The organism is Planosporangium spinosum, assembly GCF_049999945.1.
Classification (GTDB): domain Bacteria; phylum Actinomycetota; class Actinomycetes; order Mycobacteriales; family Micromonosporaceae; genus Planosporangium; species Planosporangium spinosum.
This window is the reverse complement of the sequence record NZ_JBLYUB010000012.1, coordinates 152,798-175,461: the sequence shown is the minus strand read 5'-3', so window position 1 is coordinate 175,461 and position 22,664 is coordinate 152,798. Positions and strand designations below refer to the sequence as shown.

21 protein-coding genes are annotated in these 22,664 nt (G+C 72.4%); 7 read left to right on the top strand and 14 right to left on the bottom strand.

What is annotated here, in order from left to right; all coding sequences use genetic code 11:
- Positions 1-31 precede the first annotated feature (31 nt).
- Positions 32-736: a carbohydrate-binding protein gene (locus tag ACNTMW_RS17975; protein WP_426634805.1), complete on the bottom strand. Its 705-nt coding sequence runs from the start codon at positions 734-736 to the stop codon at positions 32-34.
- A gap of 113 nt (positions 737-849) precedes the next feature.
- Between ACNTMW_RS17975 and ACNTMW_RS17970 the strand changes: the two genes are divergently transcribed.
- The 4 genes from ACNTMW_RS17970 (at position 850) to ACNTMW_RS17955 (ending at position 4,325) form a co-directional block, all read left to right on the top strand.
- Positions 850-1,716 (top strand): alpha/beta fold hydrolase, encoded by an 867-nt coding sequence (locus ACNTMW_RS17970; RefSeq protein ID WP_426634804.1) that lies wholly within the window; start codon positions 850-852, stop codon positions 1,714-1,716.
- Between the two features lie 166 nt (positions 1,717-1,882).
- Positions 1,883-2,686 carry a hypothetical protein gene (locus ACNTMW_RS17965; protein WP_426634803.1) on the top strand — a complete coding sequence of 268 codons (804 nt, stop codon included), beginning with the start codon at positions 1,883-1,885 and terminating at the stop codon, positions 2,684-2,686.
- An 8-nt stretch (positions 2,687-2,694) separates the two neighbouring features.
- Complete coding sequence (locus tag ACNTMW_RS17960) at positions 2,695-3,168, top strand: SgcJ/EcaC family oxidoreductase (RefSeq protein ID WP_426634802.1); 474 nt, start codon at positions 2,695-2,697, stop codon at positions 3,166-3,168.
- A 74-nt stretch (positions 3,169-3,242) separates the two neighbouring features.
- Positions 3,243-4,325, top strand: a complete 1,083-nt coding sequence (locus tag ACNTMW_RS17955; RefSeq protein ID WP_426634801.1) for an NAD-dependent epimerase/dehydratase family protein — start codon at positions 3,243-3,245, stop codon at positions 4,323-4,325.
- A gap of 60 nt (positions 4,326-4,385) precedes the next feature.
- Here the strand turns inward: ACNTMW_RS17955 and ACNTMW_RS17950 are convergent, their stop codons facing one another.
- From ACNTMW_RS17950 to ACNTMW_RS17900, 11 genes are all read right to left on the bottom strand, one after another.
- A complete protein-coding gene (locus ACNTMW_RS17950; RefSeq protein WP_426634831.1) occupies positions 4,386-6,896 on the bottom strand; it encodes an ATP-dependent Clp protease ATP-binding subunit in 2,511 nt (836 codons plus the stop codon).
- Positions 6,897-6,943: 47 nt separating this feature from the next.
- Positions 6,944-7,345 (bottom strand): YbjQ family protein, encoded by a 402-nt coding sequence (locus ACNTMW_RS17945; RefSeq protein ID WP_426634800.1) that lies wholly within the window; start codon positions 7,343-7,345, stop codon positions 6,944-6,946.
- Between the two features lie 203 nt (positions 7,346-7,548).
- On the bottom strand, positions 7,549-8,106 hold the full coding sequence (locus ACNTMW_RS17940; protein ID WP_426634799.1) for a DsbA family protein: 558 nt from the start codon (positions 8,104-8,106) through the stop codon (positions 7,549-7,551).
- Positions 8,103-8,594: a redoxin domain-containing protein gene (locus ACNTMW_RS17935; protein ID WP_426634798.1), complete on the bottom strand. Its 492-nt coding sequence runs from the start codon at positions 8,592-8,594 to the stop codon at positions 8,103-8,105. The genes ACNTMW_RS17940 and ACNTMW_RS17935 overlap by 4 nt, the downstream gene beginning before the upstream one ends.
- A gap of 107 nt (positions 8,595-8,701) precedes the next feature.
- Entirely contained in the window at positions 8,702-9,265 is a 564-nt protein-coding gene (locus ACNTMW_RS17930) for an HdeD family acid-resistance protein (RefSeq protein ID WP_426634796.1), read from the bottom strand.
- A gap of 19 nt (positions 9,266-9,284) precedes the next feature.
- Positions 9,285-11,924 carry an ATP-dependent chaperone ClpB gene (gene clpB / locus ACNTMW_RS17925; protein WP_426634795.1) on the bottom strand — a complete coding sequence of 880 codons (2,640 nt, stop codon included), beginning with the start codon at positions 11,922-11,924 and terminating at the stop codon, positions 9,285-9,287.
- Positions 11,915-12,238: a chaperone modulator CbpM gene (locus tag ACNTMW_RS17920; RefSeq protein WP_426634794.1), complete on the bottom strand. Its 324-nt coding sequence runs from the start codon at positions 12,236-12,238 to the stop codon at positions 11,915-11,917. The genes clpB and ACNTMW_RS17920 overlap by 10 nt, the downstream gene beginning before the upstream one ends.
- Positions 12,238-13,218 carry a DnaJ C-terminal domain-containing protein gene (locus ACNTMW_RS17915; protein WP_426634793.1) on the bottom strand — a complete coding sequence of 327 codons (981 nt, stop codon included), beginning with the start codon at positions 13,216-13,218 and terminating at the stop codon, positions 12,238-12,240. The genes ACNTMW_RS17920 and ACNTMW_RS17915 overlap by 1 nt, the downstream gene beginning before the upstream one ends.
- Position 13,219: 1 nt before the next feature.
- Positions 13,220-13,858 carry a nucleotide exchange factor GrpE gene (locus ACNTMW_RS17910; RefSeq protein WP_426634792.1) on the bottom strand — a complete coding sequence of 213 codons (639 nt, stop codon included), beginning with the start codon at positions 13,856-13,858 and terminating at the stop codon, positions 13,220-13,222.
- 2 nt (positions 13,859-13,860) lie between these two features.
- Positions 13,861-15,777 (bottom strand): molecular chaperone DnaK, encoded by a 1,917-nt coding sequence (gene dnaK, locus ACNTMW_RS17905; RefSeq protein WP_426634791.1) that lies wholly within the window; start codon positions 15,775-15,777, stop codon positions 13,861-13,863.
- A 126-nt stretch (positions 15,778-15,903) separates the two neighbouring features.
- On the bottom strand, positions 15,904-16,431 hold the full coding sequence (locus tag ACNTMW_RS17900) for an Hsp20/alpha crystallin family protein (RefSeq protein ID WP_426634790.1): 528 nt from the start codon (positions 16,429-16,431) through the stop codon (positions 15,904-15,906).
- 396 nt (positions 16,432-16,827) lie between these two features.
- Between ACNTMW_RS17900 and ACNTMW_RS17895 the strand changes: the two genes are divergently transcribed.
- The gene (locus tag ACNTMW_RS17895) at positions 16,828-19,521 is read left to right on the top strand and encodes a winged helix-turn-helix domain-containing protein (protein WP_426634789.1); all 2,694 of its coding nucleotides are present in this window, start codon (positions 16,828-16,830) and stop codon (positions 19,519-19,521) included.
- Between the two features lie 116 nt (positions 19,522-19,637).
- Here the strand turns inward: ACNTMW_RS17895 and ACNTMW_RS17890 are convergent, their stop codons facing one another.
- Positions 19,638-20,165 carry a DinB family protein gene (locus ACNTMW_RS17890; protein WP_426634788.1) on the bottom strand — a complete coding sequence of 176 codons (528 nt, stop codon included), beginning with the start codon at positions 20,163-20,165 and terminating at the stop codon, positions 19,638-19,640.
- 90 nt (positions 20,166-20,255) lie between these two features.
- On the opposite strand from ACNTMW_RS17890, the gene ACNTMW_RS17885 reads away from it, so the two are divergent.
- Positions 20,256-20,630: a response regulator gene (locus ACNTMW_RS17885; RefSeq protein WP_426634787.1), complete on the top strand. Its 375-nt coding sequence runs from the start codon at positions 20,256-20,258 to the stop codon at positions 20,628-20,630.
- Between the two features lie 51 nt (positions 20,631-20,681).
- On the opposite strand, the gene ACNTMW_RS17880 is transcribed toward ACNTMW_RS17885, so the two are convergent.
- Positions 20,682-21,341 carry a glycoside hydrolase family 75 protein gene (locus ACNTMW_RS17880; protein WP_426634786.1) on the bottom strand — a complete coding sequence of 220 codons (660 nt, stop codon included), beginning with the start codon at positions 21,339-21,341 and terminating at the stop codon, positions 20,682-20,684.
- Between the two features lie 315 nt (positions 21,342-21,656).
- Here ACNTMW_RS17880 and ACNTMW_RS17875 point away from each other — a divergent pair, with 315 nt between their 5' ends.
- Positions 21,657-22,568, top strand: coding sequence for a DMT family transporter (locus tag ACNTMW_RS17875; RefSeq protein WP_426634785.1), 912 nt, complete (start codon positions 21,657-21,659; stop codon positions 22,566-22,568).
- Positions 22,569-22,664 lie beyond the last annotated feature (96 nt).

Genomic DNA, 22,664 nt, shown 5'->3' with positions numbered 1-22,664 from the left:
ATGGCCGGCACCCGTGCCCACGATCTGCGGGTCAGCTCAGGTACTGCCAGAGTGCCGGTACGTTCGGCGGCTCCCAGCCGGGCAGCGAGGTGTGGCTCTGCAGGCACCGGTACGTGTGGCCGCCGTAGGTGACCTGCTGGCCCGCGGTGTAGGCGGTGTTCGGCTGCCATGAGCCGCCACCGGTTCCGCCGCCGCCTCCGCCACCTCCGCCGCCGTTGACCTGGTCGACCGCGGCCTGGGCCTCGGCCAGGTGCGACCGGTAGGCGCCGTTGTTGTACGTGGTCCACTGGGTCCACCCGCCGGCCGCCCAGATCGTGTGGGTGCCCCGGGCGTTGCACGGCGGGTCGAAGGCGCAGGCGTCGGAGACCTCGCCGTGCCAGTACGAGTTGATCTGCCAGAGTCCGCGGTCGACGCTGCAGTCGGTATTGATCAGTCGGGCGCGGGTCCAGCCGGCGCTCTCGGCCTCGGCGACCGCGACCGAGGTCACCCAGTCGTTGCCGCTGAAGCCGGCGTCCCGGGCCAGCCGGGCGATCTGCACGGCGCTGTAGTGGTCGCCCTCCAGGAAGCTCTGCTGCTGGCAGGTGGCCCGCGGGGCGACCGCGGCCGGGCGGCCGGCCGCTGCCGGATGGTCGACCGGGGCCGGACGGGTGCCGGCGCTCGCCGGCGTGGTGAGGAGTGCCGCCACGGCGGTGGCGACGAACAGGGTGGCGCCGACGGCGGCGCGTCGCGCGAGCATGGTGGTTCCCCCTACTTTAAAGAAACCTAACTGGCATGCTCGTCACGGTACGCCGTACATAGACGTAGTTCAATGATGTGTGGAGCGCCGCCGGGGTGGGCACCACATCCACCATGTTCGACGGATTCACGCTCGACCGGATCGACGTCGGCGAGGCGGTACTGCGGGTACGCCACGGCGGCTCCGGGCCGCCGGTCCTGCTGCTGCACGGCCATCCGCGCACCCACACCACGTGGTACCGGGTGGCCCCGCTGCTGGCCGGGGAGTACACCGTGGTCTGCCCGGACCTGCGCGGCTACGGCGAGTCGACCAAGCCGCCCACCACACCCGACCACGAGCCGTACTCCAAGCGGGCGATGGTGCGCGACTGCCTGGCGCTCATGCGGAGGCTGGGTCACGAGCGCTTCGTCGTGGTCGGGCACGACCGGGGCGGGTACGTCGCGATGCGCGCCGCGCTCGACCATCCCGACGCCGTGGCCGGGCTCGTGGTGATGGACGGTGTGCCCATCGTGGAGGCCCTGGAGCGCTGCGACGCGCACTTCGCGGCGACCTGGTGGCACTGGTTCTTCCTCGGCCAGACCGCCAAGCCGGCCGAGCGGGTGATAAACGCCGACCCGGACGCCTGGTACGGGGCGACGCCGGAGCAGTTGGGCGAGGCGTACGAGGACTACCGCCGGGCCATCCACGACCCGGCGACGGTGCACGCGATGTGCGAGGACTACCGGGCGGGGCTGGGCGTCGACCGGGCCAACGACGAGGCCGACCGGGTGGCGGGCCGGCGGATCCGGTGCCCGATGATGATGCTCTGGGCGGCCCGGGACGACATGGAGGACCTCTACGGTGACCCGCTCGCCATCTGGCGCGACTGGGCCGACGACGTGCGCGGCGGACCGATGGGCAGTGGACATCACATCATGGAGGAGGTCCCGGTCGAACTGGCCGCCGCGCTGCTCCCGTTCCTGGCCGACTGTCGCCGGTGACGCGTCACGCCTGTCGCCGGTGACGCGTCCGGGAAGTCGCGGCCCGGCCGGGGTTTGAAACCGCGACTTTCCGGAAGTGGTGCCACGCACGGAGAGCGCGCCGGTCGTGCCGCGCGCGGGACGCGTGGACCCCGCCAGCCGGCGGTCCAGGGAGGGTCGCCGGGAGATGAACTCCGATCAGGTACGGGCGGTGCTCCAGGGCGCCCGCCTCGCGCTGCCGTACCTCACCGGGCGGGCGCACCGCGAGGCGCGCGACGCCATCGAGAACCTGTTCGCCGTGCTCGAACGCCGGGCACCCCAGATCCGCGACGCCGCCGCGAACTACGTGTCCCTGATGGAGCTGCGCAGCGAGGTTCGCGCGGCGATGCAGAGCGGCGGCATGATCGCCCCGATCCCGGTCCGGGCGATGCTGGCCGAACGGGCCGTCGTGTGTGCGTTCCGTGCCGTCGCCCGGGACAACTGGCACGACGCCGCGGAGGCCGAGACCTGGCTGCGCCGGCTCTCCCCGGATCTGATGTTCGAGCTCAGCATCGACATCGGTCAGCCCGCGCCGGCCACCTTCACCGGCCGGTGGCTGGTCGAGCCGCACCCCGCCGCCCAGCGCCGGGAGGGGCAGCCCGACTCCTACTGCGGGGTCGCCCAGACCGACCGGGGCAGCGTGATCGTGTACCTCGCCGATCTCGACGAGCGCCTGCCGGGGCGGCTCGACGAGTACGACGACCTGGCGGCCGCGGCGAAGGCCCTGCCCGATCACATCGTCCTGCGGGCGACGGCGGCGGTGGTGCGGGAGTTCAACCGGCAGGCATGGCTGCGCCAGTTCGGCCGGGCCGGGGGAGCGCCCGGGACCCGGGCGACGACGCCGCGCCCGCCGGCGGCCGCGGCGCTCAGCGTGTCCGGCCGCATCCGGCGCCCGGTAGACTCGGCAGCCGTCACGCAGACGACGGCACAGCCGAAGAAGCAGACGATGTAGGAGCGCACGTGTCGGAGGAGTCCCTGGCTGCCGAGCCGGCCGTCCGCGACCTGTACACCCGGCTGCTGGACGCGTGGAACCGGCGCAGCGCCGACGACTTCGCCGCGCTGTTCGCGGGCGACGGCACCGTCATCGGGTTCGACGGCAGCGTCATGACCGGCGACGAGGTCCGCGAGCAGCTCACCGCGATCTTCGCCGACCACCCCACGGCCGGCTACCTCGCGAAGGTCCGCGAGGTCCGGCCCGTCGGCGCAACCGCCGTGCTGCTGCGCGCGATCGTCGGCATGGTGCCACCCGGCGGCACGGACCTGAATCCGGCCGTGAACGCGCACCAGACCATGGTGGCCGACCGGCACGACGGCACCTGGCGCATCGTGCTGTTCCAGAACACCCCGGCGCAGTACCACGGCCGCCCCCACCTGGTCGAGCAGCACACCGCCGAGCTCCGGCGGCTGCTGACCGGCCGGCCGGCGACGGGCTGACGACCCGCCCGTCCGGTCCGGGTCCGGCGGGCAGCGGACCGGTTGGCGCCGCCCGACGCGGGTAACTGTCCATTATGCGCATCGTCATCGTGGGAGCCAGCGGTAACGCCGGCACGGCGCTGCTGCGCCGATTACGGCATGAAACCGACCTCGACCTCGTCGGGGTGGCCCGGCGTCCACCGGAACCGGACGCCGGGCCACCGTACGACGCCGTGGACTGGCACGCCCAGGACATCGGCGCCCCGGACGCACCCACCCGGCTGGCCGGGATCTTCGCCGGCGCGGCGGCCGTCGTCCACCTGGCCTGGCAGATCCAGCCCAGCCACGACCGGCGGGTACTGCGCCGCACGAACGTCGACGGCAGTCACGCCGTGATCGACGGTGTCGTCCGGGCCGGCGTACCCGCGCTGGTGTACGCGTCGTCGGTGGGTGCCTACGCTCCGGGGCCCAAGGACCGCTTCGTCGACGAGAACTGGCCCACGACCGGCGTGCCGGAGTCGTCCTACAGCCGGGACAAGGCCGAGGTGGAGCGGATGCTGGACCGGGCCGAGGCCGACCACCCCGGCCTGCGGGTGGTGCGGCTGCGCCCGGGCCTGAACTTCCAACGCGAGGCCGGCACCGAGATCTCCCGGTACTTCCTCGGCCCGCTGGCCCCGGTCGGGCTGCTGCGCTTCGGTCGGATCCCGGTGGTACCGGGCAACGGCCGGCTGCGCCTGCAGGCGGTGCACACCGACGACGTCGCGGACGCGTACGCCCGGGCGCTGCTCGGCGACGCGCGCGGGGCGTTCAACGTGGCGGCCGACCCGGTGCTCACCCCGGAGCTGGTGGCGTCGCGGTTCCACGGCCGTACCGTGCCGGTACCGGCGGCGGTCCTGCGGAGCGCGGCCGACCTGACCTGGCGCGCGAGATTGCAGCCGGTCGACCGGGGCTGGGTCGAGCTGGCGCTGGCCGCCCCGCTGATGGCCTGCGACCGGGCCCGCGAGGAGCTGGGCTGGCAGCCGTCGGTGGACGCGCTGACCGCGCTACGCGAACTGTTCGGCGGGATGGCGGTGCGGGCGCGCACCGGCAGCCCGCCGCTGTCGGCCGCCGACTCCATGCCCGGCCGGCTCGGCGGTCTGCTACGCGGCCGGCTGCCCGGCCACGGCAACCCGTACTAGACGGCGCAGCGACCCGGGGCCGCCGGTTCGCCCGGCCCCGGCGGCCCGGCTACCGCGCCCCTACCGCGCCCGGGCGAACCGGTCGTGCTGCGACTCGACGGTGAACTGCAACTGCCCCTCCTTGGCGTCCACCTTGACGAGCTGGCCGGGGCTCAGCCGCCCGTCGAGCAGCATCTCCGACAGGACGTTGTCGACCTCGCGCTGGATCGTCCGCCGCAGCGGGCGGGCGCCGAACTGCGGCTCGTACCCGTGCTCGGCCAGCCAGTTCAACGCCTCCTGCGTGATCTCGACGATGATGCCCTGGGCGTGCAGGCGCCGCCGGGTGTGCTCCAGCAGCAGATCCGAGATCTGCCGGACCTGCTCGAGTTCGAGCCGCTGGAACACGACGATCTCGTCGATCCGGTTGACGAACTCCGGCCGCATGTGTTCGGTGAGGATCCGCATCAGCCGCTCCCGCAGCGGCTTGTCCACGTCCTCCTGGGTGAAGCCGAGCGCCCCGCGCTGCTGGAGGATCAGGTCCGAGCCGAGGTTGCTGGTCATGATGATGATGGTGTTCTTGAAGCTGACCGCGCGGCCCTGGCTGTCGGTCAGGCGGCCGTCGTCGAGGATCTGCAGGAGCAGGTTGTAGACGTCCGGATGGGCCTTCTCGATCTCGTCGAGCAGGATGACCGAGTAGGGCCGGCGGCGCACCGTCTCGGTGAGCTGGCCGGCCTCCTCGTACCCGACGTACCCGGGCGGCGCGCCGACCAGCCGGCTCACGGTGTGGCGCTCCTGGTACTCGCTCATGTCCAGGCGCACCATGCGGGTCTCGTCGCCGAACATCGCCTCCGCCAGTGCCCGGGCCAGCTCGGTCTTGCCGACGCCGGTCGGGCCGAGGAACAGGAAGCTGCCGATGGGACGGTTCGGGTCGCCCAGTCCGGCGCGGGCCCGCCGCACCGCCTGGGCGACGACGCGGACCGCCTCGTCCTGGCCCACGATGCGGCGGTGCAGCCGCTGCTCCAACTCCATGAGCCGCTGCCGCTCCTCCTCGGTGAGCTGGCGCGCGGGGATCCCGGTGATCCGGGCGACGATCTCGGCGATCTCGTCGGGGGTCACGTCGGGGACGCCGCCGCCGTTCCCCTCGGCGCCCTCGATGCGCTGGCGCAGCTGCATCATCTCGTCGCGCAGGGCGCTCGCCCGCTCGTACTGCTCGTCGGCGACGGCCTGGTCCTTGTCCCGGGTGAGCTGCTCCAGCCGGCGCTCCGCCTCCCGTACGTCCAGCGCCGGGACGTGCGCGCGCAGCTGCACTCGCGCGCCGGCCTGGTCGATGAGGTCGATCGCCTTGTCCGGCAGGAACCGGTCGGCGACGTACCGGTCGGACAGCTCGGCGGCCGCGACCAGCGCCTCGTCGGCGTACCGGACACCGTGGTGCGCCTCGTACCGGTCGCGCAGCCCGCGCAGGATCTCGATGGTGTCGTCGACGCTGGGCTCCGGGACCAGGATCGGCTGGAAGCGCCGCTCCAGGGCGGCGTCCTTCTCGATGTGCTTGCGGTACTCGTCGATCGTGGTCGCGCCGATCACGTGCAGCTCGCCGCGGGCCAGCGGCGGCTTCAGGATGTTGGACGCGTCGGTCGAGCCCTCGCCGCCCCCGGCGCCCACCACCGTGTGAATCTCGTCGATGAAGATGATCAGGTGTTCGATGTGCTCCCGGATCTCGGTGATGACGTTCTTGAGCCGCTCCTCGAAGTCGCCGCGGTAACGGGTGCCGGCCACCAGGCTGGTCAGGTCGAGCTGGACCAGCCGTTTGCCGGTCAGGGTACGCGGCACCTCGCCGTCGATGATGCGCTGCGCCAGCCCCTCCACGATCGCGGTCTTGCCGACCCCCGCCTCGCCGATGAGTACCGGGTTGTTCTTGGTGCGGCGGGCCAGAATCTCGATCATCTGCTCGAGTTCCTGCTCCCGGCCCACCACCGGGTCGACCTTCTCCTCGCTGGCCAGGGCAGTGAGGTCGCGGCCGTACCGGTCGAGCGTGGGCGTTTCGTGGTTGGCCGGCTGCGCGGCCGCGGCGGGTGCCGCCCGCTCGCCGGCCGCGCGCTGCAGCGACTCGGGGTTGACGTGCCGCTCGTTGAGCAGGCGGCCGCCCTCGGACTCGGGGTTGAGCGACAGCGCCAGCAGGATGTGCGCCGGGCCCAGGTAGGACGCGCCGAGCGCGCGGGAGATCTGGTGCGACTGCAACAGGGCGCGCTTGGCCGCCGGCGTCAACGCCGGTACGACGTTGCGCGGCGCGTCCCGGCGACCGCGCCGTTCGATCTCCTGGGCGATCTCGTCGGGGTCGGCGCCCGCGCGCTGGAGCATCTGGCGCAGCGGCTCGCGGTGCGCCGCCGCCCACAGCAGGTGCTCGGTGTCGAGGTCGGAGCTGCCCAGGTCGGCCGCCTTGGCCGCGGCGGTGGCGAGCAGCTCACGCGCCTCCTGGCTCATCATCCGGGTGATGTCCACCCGCTGCATCGGCTGGGGTACCTGGCCGCCGCCGCTGAGGAAGCGCGCGAGGAAGTCGTCGAACTGGCCGGACCCGACGTCTCCCGGTCCCCACATTCCTCCGGTCACGATCGTCCTCTCCGACGCGCACGGTGCTGCGCCTGTTAATCGGTTGGGATCGGCGTCGGCGTCGGTGCGGGAGCCCACCCGCGGGCCGGTACCCTGCTGGCCGGCCCGGCGACCGCCTGTCGTACCGGTGTGGGTACGACGAACACGGCGGTCCCGTACGCACAGATCTCCGACCAGTGGGTGCTCAGGTCGCGATGGTCGAAGCGCATGCACACGATCGCGTTGGCGCCCCGGACGAAAGCGCGCTGGGTCATCTGGGCGACCGCCTCGTCGCGCCACCGGCTCAGCGCGGTGCTCATCCGTGGGTTCGACCCGCCCGAGAGCAGCTTGATGCCCTCGTTGTAGACGTTGCGCGATCGGGCGGTGATGCCGTGCACCTCGCCCAGCACGTCACGGATGTCGTACCCGGGCACCCAGTCCGTGGTCACAACCAACATCGAGGCCATCCTGCCTGCGGCGACATGGAAGTCGGACGTGAAGGTCGGGGCGTCCTCCGCCCCCGAACCGGCGCGACCCCCATCAGATGCGCCTACTTCCCGGTCGGGCAGTGGTCAAACCAACCGCCGTGGTGACCGCGTCGGCGGCACGGGACGATCCGACCGGCGATGGTGGCAGCGCCGGTGCTGGCGTTCGAGCCCGGTCAGGCGGCCACCGTGGCGGCCCGGTCCACGGCCTCCACCAGCTCCGGCAGCGAGTACCCGCCGTCGTGGCGCAGTCCGTTGATGAAGAACGTGGGTGTGCCGTTCACCCCGCTGCGGGCGCCGCTGACGAAGTCGCGGCGGATGCGGTCCAGGTAGATGTGGTCGTTGACCTCCTGGACCACCTCGTCGACGGGGAGGCCGACCTCCTCGACGCCGACGGCGAGGTGCACCGGGTCGAACTGGTCCTGGTGTTCGTACAGCCAGTCGTGCATCTGCCAGAACCGCTGGCGCGCGCCGGCCGCCTCGGCGGTCTCGGCGGCCACCTCGGCGAACGGGTGCACGTTCGTCAGCGGGAAGTGCCGGAACACGAAGCGGGCCAGGTTCGGCCGCTCCCGCAGCAACTCGCTCGTGATTGGATGGGCCATGCCGCAGTACGGGCACTGGTAGTCGCCGTACTCGACGAGCGTGACCGGCGCCGAGGCCGGGCCGCGGATGTGGTCGTCGTCGGTGACCGGCGCGGCGAGCCGGCCGGTCGTCACGCGGAACGGGGTCGTCATGTGACCACCTCCCGTTGGTAGGTGAGGGCCTCGAGCGCGTCGAGGATGCCGTCCGCGCCCGGGTTGACGTCAGGTGATGACACCTGGCTCCAGGCCACGTAGCCGTGGCGGTCCAGCACGTACAGCGCGCGCTCGGCGACCCCTTCGGATAGCCGGTAGGCGTGGTACCTGCGGGCGACTTCACCCTTGGGTTCGAAGTCCGACAGCAGCGGGAAGCCGATGCCGCGGTCGGCCGCGAACGCCCGGTGGCACCACACCCCGTCGACGGAGATGCCCAGCAGGGTCGCGCCGTAGCGGCTGAGCTCGGGCAGGACCGCCTGGTACAGCGCCAGTTGGTCGCCGCACACCGGGCTCCAGTCGGCGGGGTAGAACGCGAGGACGACCGGCGCGCCGCGCAGCTGCGACAGGCTCAGCTCGCGACCGGGGCCCGACGGAAGGCGGAACTCGGGGGCGCGCTGGCCCAGCAGCGGGCGGGCGACGTCGGCCATAGGACGATCATCGAAGTGTGCGGGGTGAGTCAACGTCACCTCGATCGGATGGTTGCCCGGCGCCGCGGGGAGTGGCGGGTGACCGGTACTCCCCGCGGCGGGTGGGATCAGGCGCCCGCGGGTGCCATCCGGCCGCGCGCGCCGGTCTGCAGCCGGTACAGTCGCCAGGCCTCGATCAGCATGAGCACCCCGGCCGCGATGGCGAACCAGCCGATGGTGAGCGCGACGGCGACGACGCCGACGGCCGGCCGGGCGAGGATCAGGACTCCGGCGATCATCGACAACACGCCGACCAGCAGGGGCAGCCACTGGCCGTGCGCGCGGGTCGCGGCACCGATGGCCACGGCACCGCTGACCAGCGCCCACGCGCCCAGGAGCAGGACCAGCAGCAGCAGCGTGATGCCTGGCCACAGCAGCGCGACGAGGCCGGCGCCGATCGCCAGCAGCCCTTCGACGACGTGTGCGGTCCGCTGGGCGGCGTCCTCGTGGTGACTGAACGCGCTGATGATCGTCACCACGCCGATGAACAGGGCGAACCCGGCGAACAGGAGGTCGAGCGCGAGCACCGTGATGCCCGGGAAGAGCACGACCCAGATACCGAAGACGAGCGCGATCACGCCCCGCAGGGCCAGGAGTCCCGTGTGGTTCCTGTTGACCGTCGCTGCGTTCATCACTTCACCTCCAGAGGAGTCAGGCACCTGCCTTGACGGCTTCTGCGGGCTGCCTCCAGGTGACGGCCAGCTCGCCGGCCTCCAGGTCGACGACGATCGTGCTACCGGCCTGGACGTCACCGGAGAGCAGTGCCCGCCCGATCCGGGTTTCCAGTTCGCGCTGCAGGAACCGGCGCAGCGGCCGGGCACCGTACACCGGGTCGAACCCGGTGCTCGCGATGTGCCGGCGCGCCGGCTCGGTGACCTCGAGCTTCAGGCCGCGGTCGGCCAGCCGGCGGCGCAGGTCACCGAGCATCAGGTCGACGATCCGTTCCAGCTCGGGCAGGGACAGCGGCTTGAACAGCACCGTCTCGTCGACCCGGTTGAGGAACTCGGGCCGGAAGAACCGCCGCAGTTCGAGCATCACCGACTCGTGCGCCGCGTCGGTGATCTGGCCGTCCGGCGTGACGCCGTCCAGCAGGAACTGTGAGCCGAGGTTGCTGGTCATGATGATGACCGCGTTGCGGAAGTCCACCGTGCGGCCCTGCGCGTCGGTGAGCCGGCCGTCGTCGAGGACCTGCAGCAGGATGTTGAACACGTCGGTGTGCGCCTTCTCGACCTCGTCGAGCAGGATCACCGAGTACGGCTTGCGCCGCACCGCCTCGGTGAGCTGGCCGCCCTCCTCGAAACCGACATACCCGGGCGGCGCGCCGACCAGGCGGCTGACCGTGTGCCGCTCCTGGTACTCGCTCATGTCGAGCCGGATCATGTTCTCCTCGGTGTCGAACAGCGCCTCGGCGAGCGCGCGGGCCAGTTCGGTCTTGCCGACGCCGGTCGGACCGAGGAAGAGGAACGACCCGATCGGCCGGCGGGGATCCTTGATGCCGGACCGGGCGCGGATGATGGCGTCGGCCACCACCTGCACGGCCTCGTCCTGGCCGACCACCCGCTGGTGCAGGACCTCGTCGAGGTGCAGCAGCTTCTCGCGTTCGCTCTCGGTCAGCCGGCTGACCGGGATGCCGGTCCAGCGCGAGACGATCTCGGCGATCTCCTCGGCGGTGACCACCTCGACCAGCATCCGGTGCCCGCCCTGCTTGGACTCCAGCCGCTCCTCCTCGGCGCGCAGCTTCCGCTCCAGCTCGGGGATCCGGCCGTGGCGCAGCTCGGCGGCCCGGTTGAGGTCGTAGGAGCGCTCGGCCGCCTCGGTCTCCCGGCGTACCCGTTCCAGTTCCTCGCGCAGCGCCTGGATCTTGTGGATGGCGTTGCGTTCGGCCTCCCACTGTGCGCGCATGGCGTCCGCCTCGGCGCGCAGGTCGGCCAGCTCCTTGCCGATCTGGTCCTGCCGGGCCTTGCTGGCCGGGTCCTCCTCTTTGGACAGCGCGGCCTCCTCGATCTCCAGCCGGCGCACCCGCCGGGTGATCTCGTCCAGCTCGGCGGGCTGGGAGTCGATCTCGGTGCGCAGCTTGGCGCACGCCTCGTCGACGAGGTCGATCGCCTTGTCCGGCAGGAAGCGGTCGGTGATGTAGCGGTGCGACAGCGTCGCGGCCGCGACGAGCGCGCCGTCGGAGATGCGCACGCCGTGGTAGACCTCGAAGCGTTCGCGCAGTCCCCGCAGGATCGAGATGGTGTCGTCGACGGTCGGCTCGTCGACCATGATCGGTTGCATCCGGCGCTCGAACGCGGGGTCGGACTCGATGTGCTTGCGGTACTCGTCGAGCGTGGTGGCGCCGATCATGTGCAGCTCGCCGCGGGCCAGCGGTGGTTTGAGCATGTTGCCGGCGTCCATGGCGCCCTCGGCGCCGCCGCCGGCGCCGATCACGGTGTGCAGTTCGTCGATGAACAGCAGGATGCGGCCCTGGGCCGCGAGGACCTCGCTGATGACCGCCTTGAGCCGTTCTTCGAACTCGCCGCGGTACTTCGCGCCGGCCACCAGGGAGCCCATGTCCAGCGCGAACACGATCTTGTCGCGCAGGCCCTCGGGTACGTCGTCGTTGACGATCCGCTGGGCCAACCCCTCCACGATGGCGGTCTTGCCGACGCCGGGGTCGCCGATGAGGACCGGGTTGTTCTTGGTCTTGCGGGACAGGATCTGCACCACCCGCCGGATCTCGGCGTCCCGACCGATGACCGGGTCCATCTTGCCGATCCGGGCCTCGGCGACCAGGTCGCGGCCGTACTTCTCCAGCGCCTCGTACGTCACCTCGGGCATCGCCGAGGTGACCCGCTGGTGTCCGCGCACGCTGGTCAGCTCGGACAGGAACCGTTCCCGGGTGAGTCCGTGGCCGTGCAGGATCCGCCCGGCCGGGCTCGCGGAGCCCTCGTCGATCAGGGCGAGCAGGAGGTGCTCGACCGAGACGTACTCGTCCTTGAGCCGGTTCGCCTCGCGCTCGGCGGTGTCCAGCAGGCGGGCCAGCCGCTGGGTGATGAACACCTGGCCGGGCTGCGCGCCCGGCCCGGTGACACTCGGCCGGCGACTCAGGTCCCGTTCGACGTCGGCGCGGACCTGGGCGACGTCCACCCCGGCCGCGACGAGCAGCCGTGGTACGAGGCCTTCGGGCTGGTCGATCAGGGCGAGCAGCAGGTGCTCGCCGTCGACCTCGGTGTGCCCGAAGCGCAGCGCCTTGGTCTGCGCGTCGTGCATCGCCTCCTGGGACTTCTGGGTCAGCTTGTTCACGTCCATGAGGGGCTCCTCGGGGCGGGCCGGCGGCCGGACCGCAGCGCCGCCTCCAGCTCGTCGATGCGAGCCAGCAGGTCGAGTACCACGCCGAGCGCGGCGTAGTTGAGGCCCAGGCCGTCGTGCAGCCGGCGGGCCCGGGCCAGCGTGGAGAGCTGGGTGGGGGAGAACCAGAACTGGCCCGCGGCGTCCACGTACGGTTCGATCAGGCCCAGGCTCACCAGCCGGCGCAGCAGTTCGGGATGGATGTCGGCGTCGGCGGCGAAGGCGTCCAGGGTCAGCCGAGCCTGCCGCGTCGATCGGGTCAGCGTGTACGCCATCAGGTTTCCCCTCGCGGGTTGAACGTAGACGTCTTGGCCAGCCGCTCGAACAGCTCGCGCTCCTCCGGCGACAGGCTCGGGGGCACCATGATCCGTACCTCGGCGTAGAAGTCGCCGGGCCGTCCGCGCGGGTGGGGCAGCCCGCGGCCGCGCAGCCGAAGCCGGCGCCCGCAGGAGCTGCCGGCCGGGACCGTCACGTGTACGGTGCCGCCGGGTGTGGTGACCGGGACCTTGGCCCCGAGCGTGGCCTCCCACGGCGCGACCGGCAGCGGGGCGGTGATGTCGCGGCCGTCGACCCGGTACCGCGGGTGCGGCGCGATCCGGACCACCAGGTAGAGGTCACCCGGCGGGCCGCCGCCCGCGCCGCCGCCGCCCTGCCCGGCCAGCCGGATGCGCTGCCCGTCCACCACCCCGGGCGGGATGTTGACGTCGAGCGTGCGCTGGCCTTCGGCGGTCTGCAGCGTGACCCGGTGGTGGCCGCCGTGGTAGGCCTCCTCGACGGTCAGCGGGAGCTCGGCCTCGCTGTCGGCGCCGGCCACCGGGCCGCGGCCGAACCCGCCGTGGGCGTACCCGCCGAACCCGCCGCCGCGGCCGCCGAAGATGCTGCCGAACAGGTCCTCGATGTCGATGCTGTCGGTGTCGAACCCCTCGGTGTCGACGCGTACCCCGCCGCCCCACGGGCCGCCGCCGCGGGCACCCGCGCCGGCCCGTTGCCGGAACCCCGCGCCCGCGGTCTCGAAGTCCGGCGGTACCTGCCGCCACTGCGCGCCGAACCGGTCGTAGCGCTTGCGCTTGTCCGGGTCGGACAGCACGTCGTACGCCTCGGTGATGTCCTTGAACCGCTCCTCGGCGCCGGGTTCCTTGTTCACGTCCGGGTGGTGACGCCGGGCCAGCTGGCGGTAGGCCCGCTGGATGTCCTGCGGGCCGGCGTCGCGAGGGACGCCGAGGATGTCGTAGTAGTCCCGATCGCCCCTCGCCATGTCACTCCCGCTTTCCGGCCACCGCCACCGCCGCCGGGCGCAGCAGGATGTCGACGGCCGCGTATCCGGGCCGGAGCACTTCGACCACGGTCCCCGGCACCGCGTCGGGCGCCGCCACGGCGCGGACAGCCTCGTGGCGGCTCGGGTCGAACGGGACCCCCACCTCGTCGAGGCGGGTGAAGCCGAGGCGCTGCAGGACGTCGAGGGCCTGCTCGCGGATCGCCTCGACGCCCCGCGCGACCGACTCCGGGTCCGCGTCGGCGTGGCTGAGCGCCCGCTCCAAGTTGTCGACCACCGGCAGCCACTCGGAGGCCACCTTGGCCCGCTCGGCCCGCCAGTCGTCGGCGCGCTGGCGCTCGTACCGTTTCCGGGTGTTCTCCACCTCGGCCTGGGCCCGTTGCCAGCGGTCGCGCATCTCGGCCAGGGCCTGTTCGGCGGTGGCCGTCTCCTCGGTGGGCGTGATCGGCCCGGGGCGCGGCTCCCCGGCCGGCTGTTCACCGGCCGACGGCCGACCGGTGGCCTGTTCGGGCGGCGCGCCGGTCGCGGTCTCGTCGAGCGGCCGTTCGGCCGTGGTGGTGGCGGTCTGCTCCAGTCGGCCGGTCGGCCGGTCTGTCGGGCGGTTCCGCTGTGATTCACTCATGATCAACCTGCCGTGAAGTCGGCGTCGATGACCTCGTCGGTCCCGGTGGCGCCGGCCCGGGTACCGGCCGTGGCCCCGCCGGGCTGGCCGGCCTGCGCCCCGGCACCCGGTGCGCCCGCTCCCGCCGCCACGGCGCTGCGCAACGACTGGAGGATCTGCTGAAGGTCGGAGGTGAGGGTGCGGACCCGGTCGAGTGGGGCGTTCTCCTTGACCGCCTGGCGGGCCTCGTCGACGAGCATCCGGGCGCGCGCCATCTCGTTGGACGGGGCCCGGTCGCCGACCTCGCCCAGGGTCCGTTCCACCTGGTAGGCGTAGCTGTCGAGTTCGTTGCGGGCGTCGATCTCCTGGCGCATCCGCTGGTCTTCGGTCCGGTTGCGCTCCGCCTCGGCGATCATCCGCTGGACCTCGGACTCGTCGAGGGTGCCGCTCTCGGTGATGGTGATGTTCTGCTCGGCGCCGGTGTCGCGGTCGCGCGCCGACACGTTGAGGATGCCGTTGGCGTCGACGTCGAACGTCACCTCGATCTGCGGTACGCCGCGGGGCGCCGGGCGGATGTTCTCCAGCCGCATCCGGCCCAGTACCCGGTTGTCCGCGGCCCGCTCCCGCTCGCCCTGCAGGGCGACCACGTCGACGGCCGGCTGATTGTCCTCGGCGGTGGAGAACGTCTCGGCCCGGCGGGTCGGGATCGTGGTGTTGCGCTCGATCAGCCTGGTCATCAGCCCGCCCAGGGTCTCCAGGCCCAGCGACAGCGGCGTCACGTCGAGCAGGACGACGTCGGAGACCTCGCCTTGGAGCACGGCGGCCTGGATCGCGGCGCCGACCGCCACCACCTCGTCGGGGTTGACCGACATGTTGGGCTCTTTGCCCCGGGTCAGGCGCTTCACCAGGGCCTGCACGGCGGGGATCCGGGTGGTGCCGCCGACCAGGATGACCTCGTCGATGTCGTCGGCGGTGACCCGGGCGTCGGACATCGCCTGCCGCACCGGGCCGTTGGTGCGCTCCACCAGGTCGTGGGTGAGCTCCTCGAAAGTGGCGCGGGTGACGGTCATCGTCAGGTGCTTGGGCCCGGACGCGTCCGCGGTGATGAACGGCAGGTTGACCTGCGTCTGGGTGACCGATGACAGCTCGATCTTCGCCCGTTCCGCCGCCTCCAGCAGCCGCTGCAGGGCCTGCGGGTCCTTGCGCAGGTCGATACCGGTGTCCCGCTTGAACTGGTCGGCGATGTAGTCGACCAGGCGGCGGTCGAAGTCGTCGCCGCCGAGGTGGCTGTCGCCGGCCGTGGCCCGGACCTCGATCACGCCGTCGCCGACGTCGAGGATGCTCACGTCGAACGTGCCGCCGCCGAAGTCGTACACCAGGACGGTCTCGTGTCCCTTCTTGTCCAACCCGTACGCGAGCGCCGCGGCGGTCGGCTCGTTGATGATGCGCAGCACGTTGAGCCCCGCGATGCGGCCGGCGTCCTTGGTGGCCTGCCGCTGCGCGTCGTTGAAGTACGCCGGCACGGTGACCACCGCTTCGGTGACCCGCTCGCCCAGTTGCTTGCCGGCGTCATCGGCCAGCTTGCGCAGGACCGCGGCGGACACCTCCTCCGGTGAGATCAGCTTGCCGTGCACGTTGAACCGGACCGCGTCGTCCGGGCCCGGTACGACGTCGAACGAGACGATCTTCGCCTCTTCGGTGACCTCGTCGTACTTGCGGCCGATGAACCGCTTGGCGGAGTAGATCGTGCCCTTCGGGTTCAGCACCGCCTGCCGTCTGGCCATCTGGCCGACGAGACGTTCGCCGGTCTCGGTGAACGCGACCACCGAGGGCGTCGTCCGGCTGCCCTCCGCGTTCGGGATCACCTGGGCCTGGCCGTCGATGTACGCGGCGATGACCGAGTTCGTGGTACCGAGGTCGATGCCTACGGCTTTGGCCATGAGTCTTTCGTCCTTTCAAAGGCCCGTCCGCAGCCGGTCCGGCCGCGGACGGAAGTGGAACGGACCGGGCGGCCCGCCGACGGGGCGTCCCCGGACCGCCGGGGTGGCGCTACCTCGGGCCCGCCGTCACGTGTCCCCAGGTGACACGCGGGTCTGGCTCTCCCGGCCTTGCCGGGGGCTGGTCGCCGCGCCACCGGTGGCGGCGCCGGTGGCCGCCTGGCCCGTCGTCCCGGCCGTCGACTTTCCCTTCACCTCGATCCGGCGGGCCTGACCGGCCCGGGCCTTGCCCAAGCGGACCACCAGCACGCCCTCTTCGAGGCTGGCGTCGATGTTCTCGGCGTCCACGTCGCCGGGCAGGATCACGTCGTACTCGAACTGGCCGCCGCGGCGGCTCTGCCGCCGCATCATGCCGGTGCGTTCCCGTTCGCTGTACTGGCCGGTGACCCGGAGTTCGTTGTTGTCACGCAGTTCGAGGTTGAGGTTTTCGGCTTTGACGCCCGGCAGGTCCATCTCCAGGATGTAGGAGTCATCGGTCTCCTCGATGTCCACCGGAGGCACCCAGACGGGTACGGCGGGCGCGGCGGTGATGGCCTGGAACGGGTCGGCGAAGAAGCTCTGGATGAGGTTGCCCATCCGGTCCTCGAGCTCTGCCAAGGGGTCGCCGTGGCGGCCCTGCGCAGCGAGCTGCCGACCACGCCGTGGGGCGAGAGAGGTCATGATCTAACACTTCCTTTCGCGGACCGTGATCTGGGGCATGCACGACTGGTGCGTACCGCGACGGCGTCACCGGGCCAGCCGCGTACGACCGTCCGGCCGCCGCTCGCGTACCGCGAGTCCCACCTCAAGACCATGTTTTGAGCGCCGGGGGTGAGGGTGCCTCACTCTCGGCGGACGATTCCGCGAGATCAACGCCGGCCTCGGCGGCCAACCTTCTGGGGCGTACGAGGTTTACGGCGCCCGGTCGCGGCTATCGAGCGGACGTGCCCGCCGGGGATCAGGATGCGCGGTGATCGGGTGTTCGCTGGTGCGAACGATCAGAGGTACGCGACGGTGCCGGCTGGCCCGACCGACGCGTCGGCGACCGTGCCGCTGCTGACGTCCAAACTGGCCGTCCCGGTGCTGCCGGACGGTCTGGTGACCCGTCGTCGTCTCGTCGAGGCGCTGGACGTCGGCGTACGCGGACCGTTGACGGTGCTGGCCGCCCCGGCCGGGTGGGGCAAGACCGCCTTGCTGAATGCCTGGGTACGGGCCGGCGGTCCGGTCCAGCCGGTCACCTGGTTGACCATGGAGGCCGAGGACGAGGGCGACCGATTCTGGTCATATCTGCACTTCGCGTTGACCTCGTCCGGGGTGACCAAGGGTGAGGACCAGCAGAGCGTGCCGGCGCCCGGGTTCGTGGCACACAACGTGTACCTCGCCGAGCTCGCGAACGCGCTGGCCCGGCTGCCCGGCCCGGTGGTGGTCGTCCTGGACGACTTCCACCAGGTCAGCGACCGTTCGGTACCCGCCGGCCTGGAGTTCCTGCTGCGACACAGCGCCGGCCGGCTGCGGCTGGTCGTCGCCACCCGGGTCGACCCCGGCCTGCCGCTGCACCGGTGGCGACTGTCGGGCGAGCTGACCGAGCTGGGGGCGCGGGAGCTGGCGTTCACCGTCGGCGAGACGGCGGAGCTGCTCGCCCGCCACGGCGTCGAACTGCCCGAGGGGCACCTGGCCGCGCTGCACGAACACACCGAGGGGTGGCCCGCCGGGCTGCGGCTGGCGGCGCTGGCCATGCGCGACCACCCGGACCCGCCGCGCTTCGTCGACCAGTTCTCCGGCGAGCAGCCCGACATCGCCGAGTACCTCACCGGCGAGGTGCTCGCCGACCAGCCGCCCGAGGTCCGGTACGCGCTGCTGGCCACCTCGGTGCTGGAACGGGTGTGCGGCGGACTGATGGACGCGCTGACCGGGCGCGGCGACGGTGCGCCCATCCTCGCCGAGCTCGAGCGTCGCAACGCCTTCACCGTCGCCGTGCCGGGCCAGTACCCGTGGTACCGCTACCACCGGCTCTTCGGCGAGCTGCTGCGCGCCGAGCTGGGCCGGCGGATGCCGGGTGACGTGCCGCGGCTGCACCGGGCCGCCGCGTCCTGGTACGCCGCTCACGGCCTGCCCGCCGACGCGCTGCGGCACGCCTTCGCGGCGCGGGACTGGCGGTACGCCACCGCGCTGCTGGTCGAGCACTGGCCGGTCCTCGCGCTGTGCCGGAGCAACGGCGCGCTGCGCACGCTGGTGCCGGACCCGCCACCCGACGACACCGCCCGGACCGACCCGGAGCTGGCGCTGGCCTACGCGGCCGACCGGCTCGACCTGGGCGACCTCGACGGGGCCGACGGGTACCTGCGGCTGGCCGACGCCCACCGGGAGCGGCTGGCCGCCGGCCGCCGGGACCGGTTCACCCTGATCGCCACCGCCTTCGCGCTGGCCCGGGCGCAGCTCGTCGGGGACACGGCGACGATCCTGTCGCTGGCCGCGCGGCTGCTCGCGTCGGCACCCCCGGCGGAACCGGCCGCGGAGCCGTCCCGCGAACAGGCCAGCGTGGCGACGATCGCGTACACCGCCCGCGGATCGGCCCACCTCAACGACGGCGACCTGGCCGCCGCGGCCGAGGCGCTCGACGCCGGGCTGGCCGCCGCCGAGACCGCCGGCCTGTCCTGCGCCCGGCTGCTGTGCGCCGGCACGCTCGCCCTGCTGCGGGCGCTGCGCGGCGAGCTGCGGGCGGCCGACTCGGCGGCCCGCGCGGCGCTGGCACTGCCACCGTGCACCGGCCGGTGCCGCCTCACCGGTAGCGCCTACGCCTACCTGGCGCTCGCGTTGGTGCGGTACGAGTGGGACCGCCTCGACGACGCGGAGCGGTACCTCGACCTGGCGTCGGCCGCGGCCGCACACGGCGGCGAGCCGATCCTCACCACCGTCACGGCCACCACCCGGGCCGGGGTGCTGCGGACCCGCGGTGAGCTGGCGGCCGGGTACGAGGTGCTCGCCGCCGCCCGTCGCGACCTGGGCGCGGACCCGTCCCGGTACCTGCGGGAGTGGCTCACCACCGCCGAGGCGGACCTGCGCAGCCAGTACGGGGACACCGACACCGCGCGGGAGGTGCTCGCCCCGCTGCTGGACGACCGGCGGCGACCCTCACCGGCCGTCGCGGTGGCGCTGGCCCGCACGTACCTGCGCGACGACGACCCGGCCACCGCCGCCCGGGTCCTGCCGGCCTGGGCCGAGGACCACCGCGACGGCCCGCCGTTGCCGGTGCGCCTGGAGGGCGGGCTGCTGGCCGCGGTGACCTCTCGGCTGGTCGGTGACGACCACCGGGCGTCCGTGCTGCTGGAACGGGTGTTGCAGCTCGCCGAGCCGGAGGGCTTCCGGCGCCTGTTAACCCAGGGCGGGCCACGGCTGCGCGAGCTGCTCGTCGACCAGCTCGACTCCGGCACCGCGTACTGGTCGACGATCAGTGAGGCGCTCAAGGCGACCGCGGTACCGCCCACCGAGGGGACCCTGCCGGCGGCGTCGCTGGTCGAGCCGTTGAGCGAGCGGGAGATGACGGTCCTGCGGTACCTGCAGGGCGCGCTGTCCAACCACGAGATCGCCTCCGACTTGTCGCTGTCGGTCAACACCGTCAAGACCCACGTGCGCAGCATCTACCGCAAGTTGCACGCCGCCCACCGCCGGGAGGCGGTGCTCAAGGCGCGTCAGCTGCGGCTGCTGTAGCCGCACCCGGGTGACTCACGGGCGCCGGTGGCTCATGAGTGGAGATGGCTCACGGGCGCCGGTGGGTCACGGTTGGAGGTCGGCGAGCACGCCCCGGTCGGCGGGGCCACACCCGCTCAGCCTGTCACGCCGGTCGCGCCGTCGGTCTGCTCGCGAAGGATGTCGGCGTGGCCGGCGTGCCGGGCGGTCTCCTCGACGACATGGACCATGATCCAGCGCAGCGACACCGGCCCCACCTGCGGGTGGTGCACCACGTGGTCCAGGGGGAAGCCGGCGGCCACCTCCCGCGACACCGCGCACGCCCGGTCGTACGCGGCGATGAGATCCTCGATCGACTCGTGCGGGCCGACCTCGAAGCCGGTCACCTCCTCGCCGCCGTCCCCGGCCTCCTGGCCGAATGCCGCCCCGGTGAGCAGGTGCGGAAACCAGGACCGCTCCACGACGGTCAGGTGCTTGACGAGCCCGGCGAGCGTCGTCTGCGAACCGACCAGCCGACGGCGGGCGTCCTCGTCGGACACGCCGCTGGCCTTGCTGCGGACCACCCCGCGGTGGAAGTCGAGAAACGCGTCCAGCACGGCTCGCTCGTCGCCGGTGGTCACCAGGAGGGGCGCGGGAACCGACCGGTCGGTCTGTGACGATGTCATACGCGCCACGCTAGCCGGGACGGCCGCATCGTTTCGGTCCCGTTCGCCGTTAGGCGAATGGGTAGCGGTGGCGACGAAGGGTGGTCGGTGATGGCGCTGGTGATGGTGGCCGATGACAACGAGCGGATCCGCGAGGTCGTCACCCGTGTCCTGCAGCGCGCCGGACACACGGTGGTCGCCGAGCCCGATGGCGAGGCGGCCTGGCAGCGCATCCACGAGTGCCGGCCCGACCTGGTCCTGCTCGACGGTGTCATGCCGGGTACCAGCGGCAACGAGATCTGCGAACGCATCCACGGCGACCCGGCGACGGCCCACATCCCGGTGATCCTGGTCAGCGGGTGGCTGCCCACCGACGCGCAGGCGTCGTGCGCGACGGCGATGCTGGCCAAGCCGTTCATGCCACACGAACTGCTGGAGCGGGTCGAGCAGGTGCTGGCGATGGAGCGGGCGCTGCCGCCGAGCTGAGCCGGTACCCGGGGCGGTCGGCTCGCCCGTACCGGTCCGGGCCGCGGGCGGTCAGGAGTGGACGAACGCGTGGGCGGCCGACGCGCCGGCCTGGTGTGCGGCGGCGTTGTCGCCGATGACATCGGGTGCCTGGCCGGGGAAGACGATGTACGTGACGCCGGAGCTGGCCCCGCCGAGGGCGGGGTCGGGATTGATCCCGAGGGCCTTGGCGGCCGCGTACGACGCCTCGCCGATACGCGCTTCGGGACCGACGTCGGCGAACACCGCGTACACCACCTTCTTGCCGTAGACGACGGCGCCGACGTCGCCGGGCCTGATCCCGGCGGCGCGATAGTCGAACCGCGCGCTCGGCATTGGGATCACCAGATAGTACGTCTCCTCCGCGGTGAGGTACCGGCAGTCGGGCGGCACGCAGAGGGTCTGGCTCTGGTAGCTCGGGTCGGTGCGCGCGTTGCAGCTCGTGGTGGCCGGCCCGTCGCAGTCGATGCCCATGCCGGCCTTCCAGAAGTACGCCGAGCCGGCCTTGCAGACGGGTACGTCGGCCAGGGTGCCGTCGTACGTCGTGTAGCCGCCCACCGAGGCGGGAGTGCAGGTCCGGGTCCGGCCGAGGAGATCGTCGGCGGTCACGTGGGCGACCCTGACCGGTTCGACGAGGACCGGCGGAAGCGACATGACGGCCAGTACCACCAGCACCAGGTGCAGTAATCGCACAGCGTGACCCTCCAGATGCGAACGACGGGTAACCGGCTCACTCGTTCCACGCGGGCCGCAGCTACCCATCCCGGCCGGTTTATTCCTCCGCTTCATCCGTCGGCCCCGCCGGCCGGGCCCGCGCCGGCCGGCGCGGGCCCGGCGTCCGGCTATTTCCTCTCGACCGCTCACCTGTTTCCCGCACCGGTTGTCGATCGCTTGGATCGTGACGACGATCGCGTTGCCGGCGGCGGCTCCGACCTCCGAATGAAAGGACCGGCGGGCAGAATCGGTCCTGTCCGTGGCATCCTGGCGCGGACGTGGAGAGGAGGGCCGGTGTCCCGGCGCGGTTGGATCCTGTTCGCGGCGATGTGCCTTATCTGGGGCGTGCCGTACCTGCTCATCAAGGTCGCTGTGGGTGCGTTCCCGCCGGCGTCGCTCGTGTTCCTGCGTACCGGGATCGCGGCCGCCGTGCTGCTGCCGGTGGCCGCGGCACGAGGTCAGCTCCGGGTACTCCTGCCGCGGTGGAAGCCCCTGCTCGCGTACACCGTCGGCGAACTGGCCGTGCCGTGGCTGCTGCTGTCGAGCGCCGAGCGGCGCATCAGCAGTTCGCTGGCGGGGCTGCTGGTCGCCGGGGTGCCGCTGGTGGGCGCGGTACTGGCGCGCGTCGCCGGGAACCACGAACCGCTCGGCGTCCGTCGGCTCACCGGCCTGCTCGTGGGCCTCGCCGGGGTCGCCGCGCTGGTCGGTGTGGACCTGGGGAGCGGTAACGGGGTCGCATACGTCGAGATGGCGGTCGTCGTCGTCGGATACGCGCTGGGGCCGTTCATCCTCGCCCGCAGTCTGTCCGACCTGCCGGCGCTCGGTGTGGTCGCGGCGTCGCTGGCGCTCACCGCCATCGGGTACGCCCCGGTCGGTATCGCCCAGTTGCCGGCCCGCCTGCCATCGCCGACGGTCGTCGCGGCGGTACTGGTGCTGGCGCTCCTGTGCACCGCGATCGCGTTCCTGATCTTCTTCGCGCTGATCAACGAGGTCGGGCCGGTCCGGACCACTGTGATCACGTATGTCAATCCGGCCGTCGCCGTCGCGCTCGGCGTCGCGTTCCTGGACGAGCCCCTCACGGTCGGCATCATGGCCGGGTTCGCGCTGATCCTCGGCGGTTCGGTACTGGCCACCGGCAGATCACGGGGCGCCACGGCTGCCGGGACTCCCGACGTACGGGTGACCGCCGCCGTCGCCGAGCCCTGAGCCGCCCCGCCCCGCCCGGGCCTGAGCCGCCCGCCCCGCCCGGGCCTGAGCCGCCCCGGGCCTGACCGTGCTGACCAAGATCCGCGCAACGTCGCA